This window comes from Arthrobacter sp. B0316-5-4, assembly GCF_059090325.1.
In genome coordinates this window covers 615,202-629,129 of the sequence record NZ_JBNHFN010000001.1, presented here as the reverse complement: position 1 = coordinate 629,129, position 13,928 = coordinate 615,202, and the positions used below count along the sequence as shown (strand labels likewise).

The 13,928-nt window shown below is 64.3% G+C and carries 11 protein-coding genes; 6 read left to right on the top strand and 5 right to left on the bottom strand.

Features of this window, described 5'->3' with window-relative positions; translation table 11 throughout:
* Positions 1-24 precede the first annotated feature (24 nt).
* Positions 25-1,410 carry a cystathionine beta-synthase gene (locus AC5RU9_RS02925; RefSeq protein ID WP_494015243.1) on the top strand — a complete coding sequence of 462 codons (1,386 nt, stop codon included), beginning with the start codon at positions 25-27 and terminating at the stop codon, positions 1,408-1,410.
* Between the two features lie 59 nt (positions 1,411-1,469).
* Positions 1,470-2,633: a cystathionine gamma-synthase gene (locus tag AC5RU9_RS02920; protein WP_494015242.1), complete on the top strand. Its 1,164-nt coding sequence runs from the start codon at positions 1,470-1,472 to the stop codon at positions 2,631-2,633.
* Positions 2,634-2,709: 76 nt separating this feature from the next.
* On the opposite strand, the gene AC5RU9_RS02915 is transcribed toward AC5RU9_RS02920, so the two are convergent.
* Positions 2,710-4,827: a phosphocholine-specific phospholipase C gene (locus tag AC5RU9_RS02915; RefSeq protein WP_494015241.1), complete on the bottom strand. Its 2,118-nt coding sequence runs from the start codon at positions 4,825-4,827 to the stop codon at positions 2,710-2,712.
* A gap of 168 nt (positions 4,828-4,995) precedes the next feature.
* Between AC5RU9_RS02915 and AC5RU9_RS02910 the strand changes: the two genes are divergently transcribed.
* Positions 4,996-5,526, top strand: coding sequence for a winged helix-turn-helix transcriptional regulator (locus AC5RU9_RS02910; protein WP_494015240.1), 531 nt, complete (start codon positions 4,996-4,998; stop codon positions 5,524-5,526).
* Positions 5,523-6,872 (top strand): MFS transporter, encoded by a 1,350-nt coding sequence (locus AC5RU9_RS02905; RefSeq protein WP_494015239.1) that lies wholly within the window; start codon positions 5,523-5,525, stop codon positions 6,870-6,872. Before AC5RU9_RS02910 ends, AC5RU9_RS02905 begins: the two co-directional genes overlap by 4 nt.
* Positions 6,873-6,947: 75 nt before the next feature.
* On the opposite strand, the gene AC5RU9_RS02900 is transcribed toward AC5RU9_RS02905, so the two are convergent.
* Genes AC5RU9_RS02900 through AC5RU9_RS02885 form a run of 4 tightly spaced genes read right to left on the bottom strand, consistent with a single transcriptional unit; the run spans position 6,948 to position 11,603 of the window.
* Complete coding sequence (locus AC5RU9_RS02900) at positions 6,948-8,123, bottom strand: acyl-CoA dehydrogenase family protein (protein WP_494015238.1); 1,176 nt, start codon at positions 8,121-8,123, stop codon at positions 6,948-6,950.
* A 17-nt stretch (positions 8,124-8,140) separates the two neighbouring features.
* Entirely contained in the window at positions 8,141-9,667 is a 1,527-nt protein-coding gene (locus tag AC5RU9_RS02895) for an APC family permease (RefSeq protein WP_494015237.1), read from the bottom strand.
* Positions 9,664-10,869, bottom strand: coding sequence for a glutathionylspermidine synthase family protein (locus AC5RU9_RS02890; protein WP_494015236.1), 1,206 nt, complete (start codon positions 10,867-10,869; stop codon positions 9,664-9,666). The genes AC5RU9_RS02895 and AC5RU9_RS02890 overlap by 4 nt, the downstream gene beginning before the upstream one ends.
* A gap of 2 nt (positions 10,870-10,871) precedes the next feature.
* On the bottom strand, positions 10,872-11,603 hold the full coding sequence (locus AC5RU9_RS02885; protein WP_494015235.1) for a Tat pathway signal protein: 732 nt from the start codon (positions 11,601-11,603) through the stop codon (positions 10,872-10,874).
* A 151-nt stretch (positions 11,604-11,754) separates the two neighbouring features.
* Here AC5RU9_RS02885 and AC5RU9_RS02880 point away from each other — a divergent pair, with 151 nt between their 5' ends.
* Entirely contained in the window at positions 11,755-13,254 is a 1,500-nt protein-coding gene (locus AC5RU9_RS02880; RefSeq protein ID WP_494015234.1) for a sensor histidine kinase, read from the top strand.
* Positions 13,251-13,925, top strand: a complete 675-nt coding sequence (locus tag AC5RU9_RS02875; protein WP_309992623.1) for a response regulator — start codon at positions 13,251-13,253, stop codon at positions 13,923-13,925. The genes AC5RU9_RS02880 and AC5RU9_RS02875 overlap by 4 nt, the downstream gene beginning before the upstream one ends.
* Positions 13,926-13,928 lie beyond the last annotated feature (3 nt).

The following is a 13,928-nucleotide window of genomic DNA, read 5'->3' as shown; positions in this document are numbered from 1 at the left end:
CGGGCAAGCGGTAGCTTTGTACCTATGAAGTATGCCCAGTCCGTGTTGGACCTCATCGGCAATACGCCGCTCATCAAGCTCAACCACGTCACCGACGGAATCAAAGCCACCGTCCTGGTCAAGCTCGAATACGTCAATCCCGGCGGATCCATCAAGGACCGGATCGCCGTGAAGATGATCGAAGATGCCGAGAAGGACGGACGGCTCAAGCCGGGCGGAACCATCGTTGAGCCGACGTCGGGCAACACCGGAGTGGGATTGGCGCTCGTGGCCCAGCAAAAGGGCTACAAGTGCATCTTCGTGGTGCCGGACAAGGTGGGCGAGGACAAGCGTGCCGTCCTGAAGGCATATGGCGCTGAGGTTGTGGTGACGCCAACGTCCGTTGCTCCCGAAAGCCCGCAGAGCTACTACGGCGTGTCCGACCGCTTGGTCAAGGAAATCCCCGGCGCCTTCAAACCGGACCAGTTCTCCAACCCGGCAGCCCCCGGCAGCCACTTCGAATCCACCGGTCCGGAGATCTGGAACGACACCGACGGCAAAGTCACGCACGTGGTTATCGGCGCCGGAACCGGCGGCACCATCACGGGCACCGGGCGGTTCCTCAAGCAGGTCTCGGCTGACCGGGCAGAATCCGACGGCGGCCCGGTCAAGGTCATTGGGGCAGACCCGGAAGGTTCGGTCTACTCCGGCGGCACCGGCCGTCCCTACTTCGTGGAGGGTGTTGGCGAGGACATGTGGCCTGCCAACTACGATCCCGCCGTCCCTGACCAGGTCATCGCCGTTTCCGATGCCGACTCCTTCTCCATGACCCGCCGCCTCGCCCGCGAAGAGGGCCTCCTGGTGGGTGGCTCGTCCGGCATGGCAGTGGTCGCGGCCCTCCAGGCGGCCAAGGATTTGGATGAGTCCGCCGTCGTTGTGGTGATCCTTCCGGACTCCGGCCGTGGATACCTTGCCAAGATCTTCAACGACCAATGGATGCGCTCCTACGGCTTCCTTTCCGGTGGCGAGGAAGCGTCGGTGGGTGAAGTCCTGAAGTCCAAGACCGGCGAGATGCCGGACCTGGTGCACATCCATCCGAACGAAACCGTCCGCGACGTCATCAACATCATGAACGAGTTCGGTGTCTCCCACATCCCGGTTCTCTCGCAGGAACCGCCTGTGGTCATGGGCGAGGTCCTGGGTGCCGTGGACGAACGCAGCCTCACCAGCAAGCTGTTCCGTGGCGAAGCCAAGCTGGCGGACAAGATCTCCGAACACATGGGCGACCGCCTCCCGGTGATCGGCTCGCTGGAAACCATTTCAGCGGCCCGTGAGCTGCTGTCCGACGTCGATACCGTCATGGTGACTTTCGCGGGCGCCCCGGTGGGCATCCTGACCCGTCACGACCTTTTGGCGTACCTGAGCAACTAAGCGTGCGCCTAATCCACCCGCTGAACGAACAAACCTTCAAGAAACAAAGAGGTGCTTCCATGACTGCCAACAACAACGCCGGATTCAACACGCGAGCCGTTCATGCGGGACAGGCTTTCGAGCCCCGGACCGGTGCAGTCGTTCCGCCGCTGCATTTCAGCACCACCTACGCGCAGGACGGCATTGGCAACCTGCGGTCCGGCTACGAATACGGCCGCGGTGGCAACCCCACGCGTGATGCGCTACAGGAACAGCTGGCCGCCCTGGAAGGCGGATCGGCCGCGTTTTCCTTCGGCTCCGGCCTCGCCGCCGAAGACTCGCTGATCCGCGCGCTGGCCCGCCCGGGTGACCACATCGTGCTTGGCAATGACGCGTACGGTGGCACTTACCGGCTCATTAACCGTGTCCTGGGGGACTGGGGCATCGGCAACACTCCCGTGGACATGTCCGACCTCGATGCAGTAGCTGCGGCAGTCAAGGCCAACAAGACACGTATTGTGTGGGTGGAGACGCCGTCCAACCCGATGATGAAAATCACCGACGTCGAGGCGCTCGCCGCTGTAGCGCACGACGCCGGGGCCCTCCTGGTGGTCGACAACACCTTCGCCTCTCCCTACTTGCAGACCCCGCTCGCCTTGGGTGCCGACGTCGTGGTCCACTCAACCACCAAGTACATCGGCGGGCACTCGGACGTCGTGGGTGGCGCCCTTGTGGTCAAGGATGCGGAGCTGGCCGAGAAGATCGGCTTTATCCAGTTCGCGGTGGGCGCCGTCTCCGGTCCCATGGACGCGTTCCTGACAACCCGTGGCCTGAAGACCCTGGGCGTCCGCATGGACCGCCACAGCGAGAATGGCCAGGCCGTGGCTGAATGGCTGCTGCAGCGTCCCGAGGTGGAAGCTGTGCTCTACCCGGGCCTGCCGGACCACCCCGGCCACGATCTCGCGGCGAAGCAGATGAAGAAGTTCGGTGGCATGGTCTCCGTCCAGTTCAAGGGCGGCGAAGCAGCGGCCCGGACCGTTGCCGAGAACACCACTGTGTTCACGCTCGCAGAGTCACTGGGCGGCATCGAGTCGCTCATGAACTACCCCTCGGAAATGACCCACGCCTCGGTCAAGGGCACCGAACTGGCCGTCCCCGTGAACCTCCTGCGCCTGTCCTGTGGCATCGAGGAAGCAGAGGACCTGATCGCAGACCTCGAGCAGGCTTTCGCCAAGATCAGCTAACGCCGCCGGCCCTTGTCCGTCACACCCACCCTTCTAAGGCGGGGGTGACGGACAAGAGCCGGAATGGGTGTACCCGCTAGCCGGAGATGCCCTCTTGCCCGTCTTCCTCACGGCCGGTCAGGCGACGCCTGAAAGACCCATCCTCAGTTGAGGTGACCTGGAGGTCGTACCAGCCGTTTGCAGTGTCCCAGCCGATCTTCCTGCTCTGGCCCGGCTTGAGCTTCACCGTTTCCTTCCCGGCTGAGTACTGCAGGGACTCCAGCGATACTGTCACTGCCGCCGACCCCGTGTTACGCACTTCGAGTTCCACGGCTTTCTTGCCGCGGCGCCCCGTGACGGCGACGTCGACGCCCGAGGCGGCACCCGCCGTCGTGCCTTTCAGTTCGTACTGGTACCGGTTGGGCCCGGTGACGACGACGTCGAACGTTCCCGCGGCTACGGGGACTTCCACCGTCCGGCTGCCTGCGACGTCCGTGTGCAGGGGTTCGGAGACTTCGCCCGCGTAGCCGTAGACCGTGAAGTGGGTGGAGCGCGACCCGCTGTTGCCCAGTTCCAGGTTGATCTTCCCTTGCTTGACTGTGGCGGAAACCCGCGGCCGATACGGCAGCGGCCGGGCAGGACGGGTGCCGGTTTCCTGGATCGGGGCTACCTGGACGGCAGGGGGATTCGGGCGCCAGCGGCTGATCTTGGCGGGCACCGGGGCGGGATGGTCAAGGGTTGGAGGCGTGCCGGGGGAATCGAAGTTGAAGACGCCGGTCAGGTCGCCACAGACCTCGCGCCGCCATGGCGAGATGTTGGGTTCCTCGACGCCGGTCCAACGCTCCAGGAATCTCAGGACGGACGTGTGGTCGAAGACCTCGGAGCTGACGACGCCGCCCATCGTCCAGGGCGAGACCACGGTCATGGGGACGCGGGGGCCCAGTCCGATAGGCCGTGCGGTGGTCCAGTCCGTGGATTCTCCGGAGGCCGGGCGCGGCTGGACGGGCGGCGGAACGTGGTCGAAGTAGCCATCGTTCTCATCGAAGTTCAGGAAGATGGCGGTGCTGTCCCAGGTCCCGGGATCGCTGGCAATGGTATCCAGCAGGCGGTAAACGAAGTTGGCACTGCCCACGGGCGTGGAAGCTCCGGGGTGTTCGGAATCCGCCGCCGAGGGGACGAGCCAGCTGACCCGCGGTAGGGTGCCATCGGCGATGTCCTTGCTGAGGCGTTCAAGGAGGGTGTCGGGGCGGCCACGCCACATGGCTTTGTCGAACAACGACCGTTCGGCATCGGTCAGTGTGCTCCTGCCGGCTTCCAATTGGGCGAGGAGACGATCCTGTTCGGCGGCGCCCTTGCCGGCAAGACTGTCGTAGAACTCCTCGGTGGTGCGGAGCTTGCCGTCCACGGAGGCCAACATCTTCCTGCCGATGGCCTTGAACGTTTGGAAGTACTCCACTGCGTTGTCCGTGAAGTTGTCCCAGTCCTGGTAGATCCGCCACGAGATACCGGCCCGCTCCAGCCGCTCGGGATAGGTGGTCCAGTCGTAGCCGCCGTGGTCGTAGCCGTAGGCCGCGTTGGTGACGGCTCTCTTGCTGCTGCCGGGTTCGTTGCCCGTGGTGCCGCTCCAAAGGTAGGTGCGGTTGGGGTTGGTGGAACCGTTGACGGAGCAGTGGTAGGCGTCGCAGATGGTGAAAGTGTCAGCGAGTTCGTACTGCAGTGGGATGTCCTGGCGCTCGTAGAACGTCATGGTGGAGGCGCTCTTGGCGGGAATCCATTTGTCACACCAGCCGTTGTTCCAAGCCGTGATGGTGCCGGCGAAGGAGTGGTCCAAGTCGCCGAGGTACTGGATGTCCGAGCCTGGCCTGCCGGCAAGTTCGGCGGCCTTGCGGAGGGAGAAGGGCAATACCGTCTCTCCGGTGGCGCGGGGCTGTTCGAACACGGACTTGCCGTTGGGCAGGCGGGTGACGGACTTGTCGGCATAGCCGCGGACGCCGCGAAGCGAGCCGAAGTAATGGTCGAAAGAACGGTTTTCCTGCATCAGCACGATCACATGCTTGATGGACTGGAGGTTTCCTGGCGGAACGGGTTTGGCCATCGCCGCCTGGACAGAGGGAGGCAGCAGGGATCCGGTTGCGGCCAATGCCGTGGCCGCGGCTGCGGTGCCGAGGAAGCCGCGGCGGGACACGCCGATGGACCCGTCGGTTGAACGTTTCACCAAATCAGGGGAGTGCGAGGACATCAAGACGCCTTTCATGGTCAAGGTTGACCCGGCCAGCCTAGGCAGCCGAAGTGAACCGATGATGAAACCGCGGCAAACCGGCGGGGGCGTGTCGTGCGGTTCGAACTCTGGCTTTCTTTAGAGAAGTCAGCTACTTTGGTGCTCATGCCCCTGCGATCTGACTGGTCCGACCGTACGTGCAGCCTTGCCCGCGGCCTGGATGTCCTCGGCGACCCATGGGGAAGTCTGGTCCTCCGCGAAATATTCTTCGGAAACGGTCGGTTCGATGCCATCAAGCAGCGGCTTGAGGTCTCAGACAATGTCCTGAGCAAACGCCTCGCCTGGTTGGTTGAATCCGGCTTGCTCGTCCAACGCCCGTACCAGGACGGAGCACGTACCCGCCAGGAATACGTCCTCACCCCTAAGGGCGAGGACGCGCTCCCGGTCCTGAATGCCATCATCATCTGGGCCGAAAAACACCTGGACGCCCCCAACGAGGTCTCCCACATGCGGGTCATCCATACCGACTGTGGGCAAGCAACCTCGTCGGCTGACACCTGCGCGCATTGCGGCGTCGCCCTGACCGCCGCCAACACCAGCTGGCACAGTTACAAACGGAGCGACCATCCACTCCCACTCGCCGTAGCACCCCGCGAAAGCCACGCTTCAGCCCACGAATCGGAGATTTCCGCATGACCGCTCCCGACCTCACAGGAACCCCGTCCGGGACAAAACGGGCCCCCTCCGGCAAACGGCCACGCCTGCACCCCGCCTGGATCGTTGCCGCGGTAGCCTTCCTGGCGCTGGTAGGCGCGGCAGGGTTCCGTGCGGCGCCAGGTGTGCTCATGGTCCCCCTCCAGCAGGAGTTCGGCTGGTCAACCACGGTGCTGTCCCTGGCCGTCAGCATCAACCTGGTCCTGTTTGGCTTGACCGCGCCCTTTGCCGCTGCGCTGATGGAACGGTTCGGCATCCGAAAGGTCACCTCGCTGGCCTTGTGCCTCATCGGTTTGGGCTCGGCACTGACCGTCTTCGTCAACCAGTCCTGGCAAATCCTGCTCACGTGGGGCGTCCTGATCGGGCTCGGCACGGGATCCATGGCCCTGGTGTTCGCCGCGACAATTGCCAACACGTGGTTTGCAAAGAACCGTGGTCTGGTCATCGGCATCCTCACTGCGGGAAGCGCCGCCGGGCAGCTGATCTTCCTACCGTTCATCGCAGCCCTCGCCCAGAATCCGGGCTGGCGGGGTGCCTCGCTGCTCATCGCCGCGGGTGCGCTCGCCGTGGTTCCGCTGGTGCTGCGCTGGTTGCGGAACTCACCGGCCGACGTCGGGGTGTTGCCTTATGGTGCAGAAGAACCCACGGCTCAAGCCGCCGACGCCGGTGCCACGCCGTCGCCGGCAACGTCCGACTCCGCCAACGCTGCCGTGCGTGCCCTGCAGGTCCTCAAGCGTGCCAGCAAAGTCCGTACTTTCTGGGCATTGGCAGCAGGGTTCGCTATCTGTGGGGCCACCACCAACGGCCTTATCGGCACGCACTTCATCCCCTCGGCCCACGATCACGGCATGCCGGAAACCACAGCGGCAGGCTTGCTGGCCGTCGTCGGAATTTTCGACATCGTGGGGACCATCGCCTCCGGCTGGCTGACCGACCGGTTCAACCCCAAAGTCCTACTGGCCGTGTACTACCAATTCCGCGGGATTGGCCTGTTGGTGCTGCCGTTGCTGCTGGGCTCATCGGTGGAGCCCAGCATGATCATCTTCGTGGTGGTCTACGGGCTCGACTGGGTTGCAACTGTGCCTCCCACCGCGGCGATTTGCCGTTCGGTGTTCGGCGCGGACGGCTCGGTGGTGTTCGGCTGGGTGTTCGCCGCCCATCAGCTCGGCGCCGCTGCGGCAGCACTGGCGGCCGGATTCATTCGCGACGCCACCGGACACTACAACTACGCGTGGCTCGGCGCCGCCGCGATGTGCACCGTGGCGGCCGTCATCAGCGCCACCATCCGTAAGGACGCCGCCAAGAAGGTGCCGGCCGCGGTGGCCTAAGCGCGCTTGTTGGGCCCGCTCTGCACGCTATTCCGGCCCGGAAACGCGCAGAGCGGGCCTCGCAACTGGGGACGGTTAGCCGCGAAACGCCCCGATCCCGGTGATGTGCTGCCCCAGGATGAGGGTGTGGACCTCGTCCGTGCCCTCATAGGTCCGAACGGACTCCAGATTGTTGGCATGCCGCAAAGGGGAGTAGTCCAGCGTGACGCCGTTCCCACCGAGGATGGTCCGGGCCTCACGGGCAATCTTGATGGCCTCCCGGACGTTGTTCAGCTTTCCGAGCGAGATTTGCTGTGGCTGCAAGTGTCCCGCGTCCTTCAATCGGCCTAGGTGAAGGGCCAGGAGCGTGCCCTTCTGGATTTCCACGAGCATGTTCACCAGCTTTTCCTGCGTCAGTTGATACCCGGCCAATGGCCGCCCGAACTGGAGCCTGGTGGCGGCATACTCCAGGGCTGCCTCGTAGGAATCGCGCGCTGCACCCATCGCACCCCACGCGATTCCGTAACGGGCCTCGTTCAGGCACGTGAACGGCCCCCTCAACCCTGCAGCGCCGGGGAGGATCGCATCCGGACCCAGCCCCACGCCGTCGAACGTCACATCGCACTGGATCGAGGCGCGCATGGAAAGCTTTGGTTCGATCGGCGTCGCGGTCACCCCGGAGGTTCCCGCCGGGACCAGGAAACCCCGGATGCCATCCTCAGTGTTGGCCCACACCACCATGACGTCGGCGATCGAGGCGAGGCCGATCCAACGCTTGGCACCGTCCAGGACCCAACCGCCGGCGGTCCGTCGGGCAAACGTGGTCATGGACGACGGGTCCGAACCAGCTGTCGGCTCCGTCAGGGCGAAGCAGCCGATCAGCTCGCCGGCCGCCATCCGTGGAAGCCATCGCTCTTTCTGCTCCTCGGAACCCCATTTATGGATGGCCGTCATGGCCAGGGAACCCTGCACCGAGACAAAGGTGCGGATCCCTGAATCGCCGGCTTCCAGTTCCATCGCTGCCAAGCCATATTCGACCGCGGTCCTGCCGGGGCATCCATACCCTTCCAAGTGCATGCCCAATACCCCGAGCTCACCCAGTTCCGGGGCAATTTCCTTGGGAAAGTCAGCGTCCTCGTACCAACGGGAGATGTTCGGCCTGATCCGCTGCGCTGTGTAGTCCCGCACTTTCTCGCGGAGGGCCAACTCGTCCGCAGTCAACAGGGAGTCAAGGGCCAGGATGTCGGAGGGGTTCGTCGTTGAATCGCTCATTCCAGCATCCTAGGCCGCTACTCGCCGCGGACTATCCCAACCTCGGCTCGTTCGCCCGTGAAATAACCGCGGGTGGACGGCGCGAACCTGCACACAATGGCCAGCACCACGCCGAGGGCCAGGAGCAGGACGCCGCTGACGAACGCGCCACCGATCCCGAAGATGCGGGTATCCCCGTAGGCCGGATCCCACATCTGTACCGCCGAGACGAAGAACGCGGCGGTAAGGGACAACGCGCCCAGCAACGGCAGGATGCCACGGAACCACAGGTTGCGGGCCGAATCACGGAGCGTGGAACGGAAGAACCAGACGCAGGAGAACCCGGTCAAGGCGTAGTAGAACGCAATGAACAGGCTGATGGCGCTGATGGAATCGGACAGCAGGTTCTCGCTGAGGAAGCTCATGGCCACGTAGTAGACGACGGCCACCGCTCCCATGACCTGCGTGGAGAACCCGGGCGTCATGAAACGCTCATGGACCTTGCCGAAACGGGGAGGGAGGGCTCCGTGGACACCCATGGACAGGGTTCCGCGGGCGGTAGGAAGAATGGTGGTCTGCGTGGAGGACAGGACGGAGGCCAGCACGGCAACAACAATCAACCAGCCCCAAGGGCCCAGCACAACATCCTTCATGGCCAGGAAGACGTCATCCTGGTTGGCTTCATTGCCCAGCCCGATGCCGTCCGAGCCGATGGTGGCGTACATCATGACCAACAGTGCCACGGAAACGTAGATCGCCAGGAGGACCGTCGCTGAAATGACGGCGCCACGGCCAGGGGTCTTCGCCGGGTTCTCGGTTTCTTCGTTGAGGGCCAGGCATGTGTCCCAGCCCCAGTAAATGAACAGCGCCAGCAGCACCCCGTGCACCACGGCGCCGGGGTCCGCGAAGGCTCCCGCGGGGTTGAACCATTCGAAGTCAAAGGGCTGCCCCTCGGGCGCGCCGCCGGCAATCCTGAAGATGATGGCTACTGCGAAAATGCCCAAGGAAATGTATTGGATGTACGTCAGGGTGCGCTGGACGTGCTCGCCAAGCCGGATCCCGCGGTGGTTCACGTACGTCATGAACAGAATGAACAGCACGCCCGTGGCCGTCACCAGCCAGGTGTTGTCCGCCAAGGAACCGTCGCCGACCAGCAGCCAGAGATACTTGCCGGCGATTTGTGCCAGGTTGGCCAACACCACGATCCCGGCGAGGGCAACTCCCCAGCCGCCAAGCCATCCAGCCCACGGACCAAAGGCCTTGCGGGCCCAGAAGAACGTGGTGCCACAGTCGGGCATGGCGCTGTTAAGTTCCCGGAAGGCATAGGCGATGAACAGCACCGGAATGAAGCCGAGGACCAGGATCAGTGGAGTGTAGTTGCCGTTAACAGCGACAATGAGGCCCAGCGTTGCGGCCAGCGAATACACGGGCGCGGTGGAGGCCAGGCCCAGCATGACGGAGTCGCCCAGGTCCAGGATTCCTGCGTGGAGGCCTTTGGAAGGTACGACGGCGGAACGGTCGCCGCCCGCTGAGCCGCCACCCGGCGTCGAGGTTTCAGTGCTCATAGTGCGGCTCCGTAGGAAGTAGCAGGGGGCGCGACAGGCGCGGGGGCGTCGATGGTGTTGGGAACGAAGCGGCAGAAGTAGTCCGTGATGGGGCCGTCCGATTCGCGGATGCCGCAGCCCACGGATTCGCCATCCACTACCCAGAGGCCCAGGACGGGATGGTTGCCGTCGAAATCCGGAAGGGAGTGGTACTGCTGGAAGCACCACCCTTCGCGGCCGTAACCGCCGGGCTGCTGTATCTCGATGCCAGGGGCGTGGATGCGGATGTTGTCGCCCTCGCGTCCGTGCAACGGCTTGGCCACCCACTCCTTGAGCGGACCCGGGTCTCCCAGGTACGCCGGCAGCAGGTTCTCGTGGTTCGGATAGAGGTGCCACAGCGCTGCCAGCAGGGCTTTGTTGGACAGCAGCATCTTCCAGGCGGGCTCAACCCAGCGGGGGTTGTGGGCCCGCTGCAGGAGCCGTTGTCCGAACGGTTCCTTCATCATGAGTTCCCATGGGTACAGCTTGAACATGGTGCTGATCATGAAGTTGTCCAGGTCCACGAATCGGTTCAGGTTCGGGTCCCAGCCGATATCGGACATGTTGATGCCGATGGTGGTCCATCCGCCCTGGCTGGCGACGTCCCGCATGTAGGCGGCCGTCATCCAGTCTTCGCCTGACTCCTCAGCCTCGGAGTGGGCCACGTGCAGGGTGCTCATGCCGGTGCGGAACTGCAATTTCTTCCACTGCCGGATCAGGGCTTCATGGATGCCGTTCCACTGGTCCTTCTCCGGGAAGACGTCCTGGAGCCAGAACCACTGGGCAACGGAAGCTTCGATCAATCCTGTGGGGGTATCGGCGTTGTACTCCAGCATCTTCGCTGGACCGCCCTTGCCGTCATAAATGAAGTCGAAGCGGCCATAAATGTCCATGTCCGCAGCCAACAGCGAGTCACCGGCAAGCTCCAGCGCCTGTTGTCCGATGCCTATGTCGCCCATGGCTCCGGTAGCGAGGTATTTCGCGGCTTCCAAGCACATGATGTGCATGTCCTCGGCGGTCTTTTCCAGCGCTTCCACCTCGTCCATGGTGAATTCGTAGTACGCCGATTCGTTCCAGTATTCGATCTTGCGGCCATCGGGCATGGTGGTGGTGGAAAAGACCAGGCCCTGTTCTTCGATCTTCTTCTTCCAGTCCGGACGGGGCACGGAGGGCAGTCGACGCATCCCTAGCCCCCCGAGCTTCCGCCGCTTTTGGAGCTGCTGCCGAAACCGCCGCGGCTGACAGTGCCGCCCTTGGTGCTGTACCCGGTGGAGGACTTGGCGCCGGACGGCACGTTCTTGGTGTAGCTCGGGTAGGCGGACCTGTTCTGGCCGACGGCCGGAACGCTGGCGCCCCGCGAATAGAAGTACCAGGCGTAGATGCCCGAGCTGCGGCCCGCCGAGCTGCTGTTGTCGCACTGGTTGTCGTCAACGCGCTCGCCGGTTTCCTCGTTGAAGCAGACCTGTGCGTAGTCGGCTTCCTGCTCGTTGCTGGCAACGATCGCGGTGATGGTTCCAGCCAACAAGGCAGTCACGCCGAGGCCTACCACTACGGTGCGACGCTGCGAGCGCTTCTTCTTCTTGGCTGCTTCCGCTGCGCCGCGTTCGCGTTCCTTGGCGAAGGGGTCAATAACGGGCATGGGCTGGCCGGGCTGCGGTGTTCCTGCCGGGCCCTGGGATGCCCCAGCGGCTACAGGGCGCTTCTTGCCCTTGCCGGCGGCCCGGCTCTTGTCCTGGTTCTTGCCCGGCTGTTCCTGGGCCGGTTCTTCCACGGGCGCGAACAGTTCGGGGTGGAGTTCGGGTTTGGGCACCTGCCACGGCGGGGGCTTGGGCGGATTGTTGCCCGCTCCAAAATCGGCGTTGTTGTCCCCGCCGCTGCCGTTGTTGCCGGCAGCGTCGGGGTTGTCTTTCGGGCCCATGCGTATCCCCCTGGATAGACCGTGGAAGTGTCCGGCGCCACGCCGGACCAGAATGCTCAGAGCAAGCCTAGTACCTGTGCGCAGCGCTGGCACCGGTGACAGTCCCACATGGGGAGAACTGCCCACTAACGAACCATGTAAGGATGTAGCCATGGCGGCACCTGAGGCACACAGCAACGGCGAGGACGGCGTGCTGCTGCGGCTTCCGTCGGTGCGGGGCATCGGCCAGGGCCGGGTGATCGCCGGGTTGGTCCTGGCACTTTTGCTGCCCCCCGCCGTCGAACTTTTCGTCACGGTGCTGGGTTTCCGTAATTTCGCGATGATCATGCTCCTGCAACTGGCGGTGGCAGTGGCCGTGGCCGCTATCGGGGGCCTGTGGCCAGCGGTGGTGGCCGCCGTGCTGGGCAGCTTCCTCCTTAACTACTTTTCGGCGGACCCTGTAGGTTCGCTCTCCATCGCGGACCCCAGCACGCTGTTCACCGTGGTGGTTTTCCTTGCCGTTGCGTGCGGCGTGGGGCTTGCTGTGGGCCTGGCCACCCGGCGGGCGCAGGAAGCGGCGAGGTCGGGAGCGGAGGCCACGGCCCTGAGTGAGCTGGCCCTGCGCATCCTCAGCTCCGATGGCAGCCTGGAGTCGTTTTTGGAGAAGGTCCGCGGCAATCTGGGCATGGAGGCTGTGACATTGCTGGGAAGCCAGGGAATCCAGGCGCAGGGCGCGGCGCCGGAGTGGCGTGTCCTGGCGAGCGCCGGCCCCAATCCGCCGGTGACCCATGCCGCCGCCGATCATGCCGCCGTCGTCGATCCCCACTACACGCTGTTGCTGCGCGGCGGCCCGTTATCACCGCATCACCAGCGGATGCTCGCGGCATTTGGCGCGTTTGTGGTTGCTGTGCGCGAGCGGCAGCAGCTGGTGCAGAGCCGGCGCGACAATGTGCGGTTGTCGGAGGGCAACAAGATGCGTACCTCCATCCTGCGTGCCGTGTCGCATGACCTGCGGACGCCCTTGGCCGGGATCAAACTGGCGGTCAGCAGCCTGCGCCAGGATGACGTTGATTTTCCGCCGGATGTGGAGCGGGAGTTGTTGGAGACCATTGAGGATTACGCGGACCGGCTGGACCACCTGGTGGACAACCTCCTGGACATGTCGCGCATTACCGCGGACGCCGTCAATCCGTTGCTGACCGGTACGGCATGGGCGGACGTGCTGCCGGAGGCGCTGCAGGGGATTCCCCGGGACCGTCTCCGTAACGAACTGCCGCCTAACCTCCCACCGGTTCTAGCCGATACCGGCATGCTCGAGCGCGTTGTTGCGAACATCGTGGAGAACGCTGTGAAGTATGCGCCGGATTCGGACGTGGTGTTGAGGGCCACGGCTGGTGCGGGCATCACCTTGGGGGAGCGGCCCGCCAGCGAGCTGCGGATTGTGGATCATGGCCAGGGGATAGGCCCACAGGAGGTCCTCACCATGTTCCAGCCGTTTCAGCGTTTCGGTGACGCGCCCACCCCTGGGCCGGCCGGTGGGATCGGGCTGGGGCTCGCGGTCGCCAAGGGATTCACAGAGGCCATGGGTGGAAGCCTCGCTGCGGAGCCGACGCCGGGTGGCGGACTGACGTTGGTGGTCACGCTGCCGCTATGGACCGGGGAGCAGCTGTGACGCTGGTTTTGATCGTTGAGGACGAGGCACGCATAGCGCGGGCCATGCAGGTCACCCTTCAGGCGCACGGCTATCAGGCCCTGACAGTGGGAAATGGAGCCGATGCCCTGAACGCCGCGGCGAAACAACCTGTCAAGATTGTGGTCCTGGACCTCGGCCTGCCTGACATGGACGGCGTGGAGGTCATTCGCCGTATCCGGGGCTGGTCCAGCATGCCCATCATCGTGCTGTCCGCCCGGCACGCCTCGGAAGACAAGGTGGAAGCGCTCGACGCCGGTGCGGACGACTACGTGACCAAGCCTTTCGGTTTGGATGAGCTGCTTGCCCGGTTGCGGGTTGCCTCCCGCAGGGTAGTCACCGGGGAAGAAGAACCCACCTTGGCCACAGCAGACTTCGTGGTGGACCTGGCCGGCAAGAAGATCGTCAGGGATGGCGCGGACGTCCGGCTGACCCCTACTGAGTGGAACATCCTGGAGTTGCTGGTCCGCAACAAAGGGAAGCTGGTGAGCCAACAGCAGATCCTCACCCAGGTTTGGGGTCAGGCGTACGCCAAGGAAACCCAGTACCTCAGGGTGTACATCGCCCAGTTGCGGCGCAAACTCGAACGGGATCCTGCGGAGCCACGCCACCTCCATACCGAAGCCGGCATGGGCTACAGGTTCGATCCCTAGCGA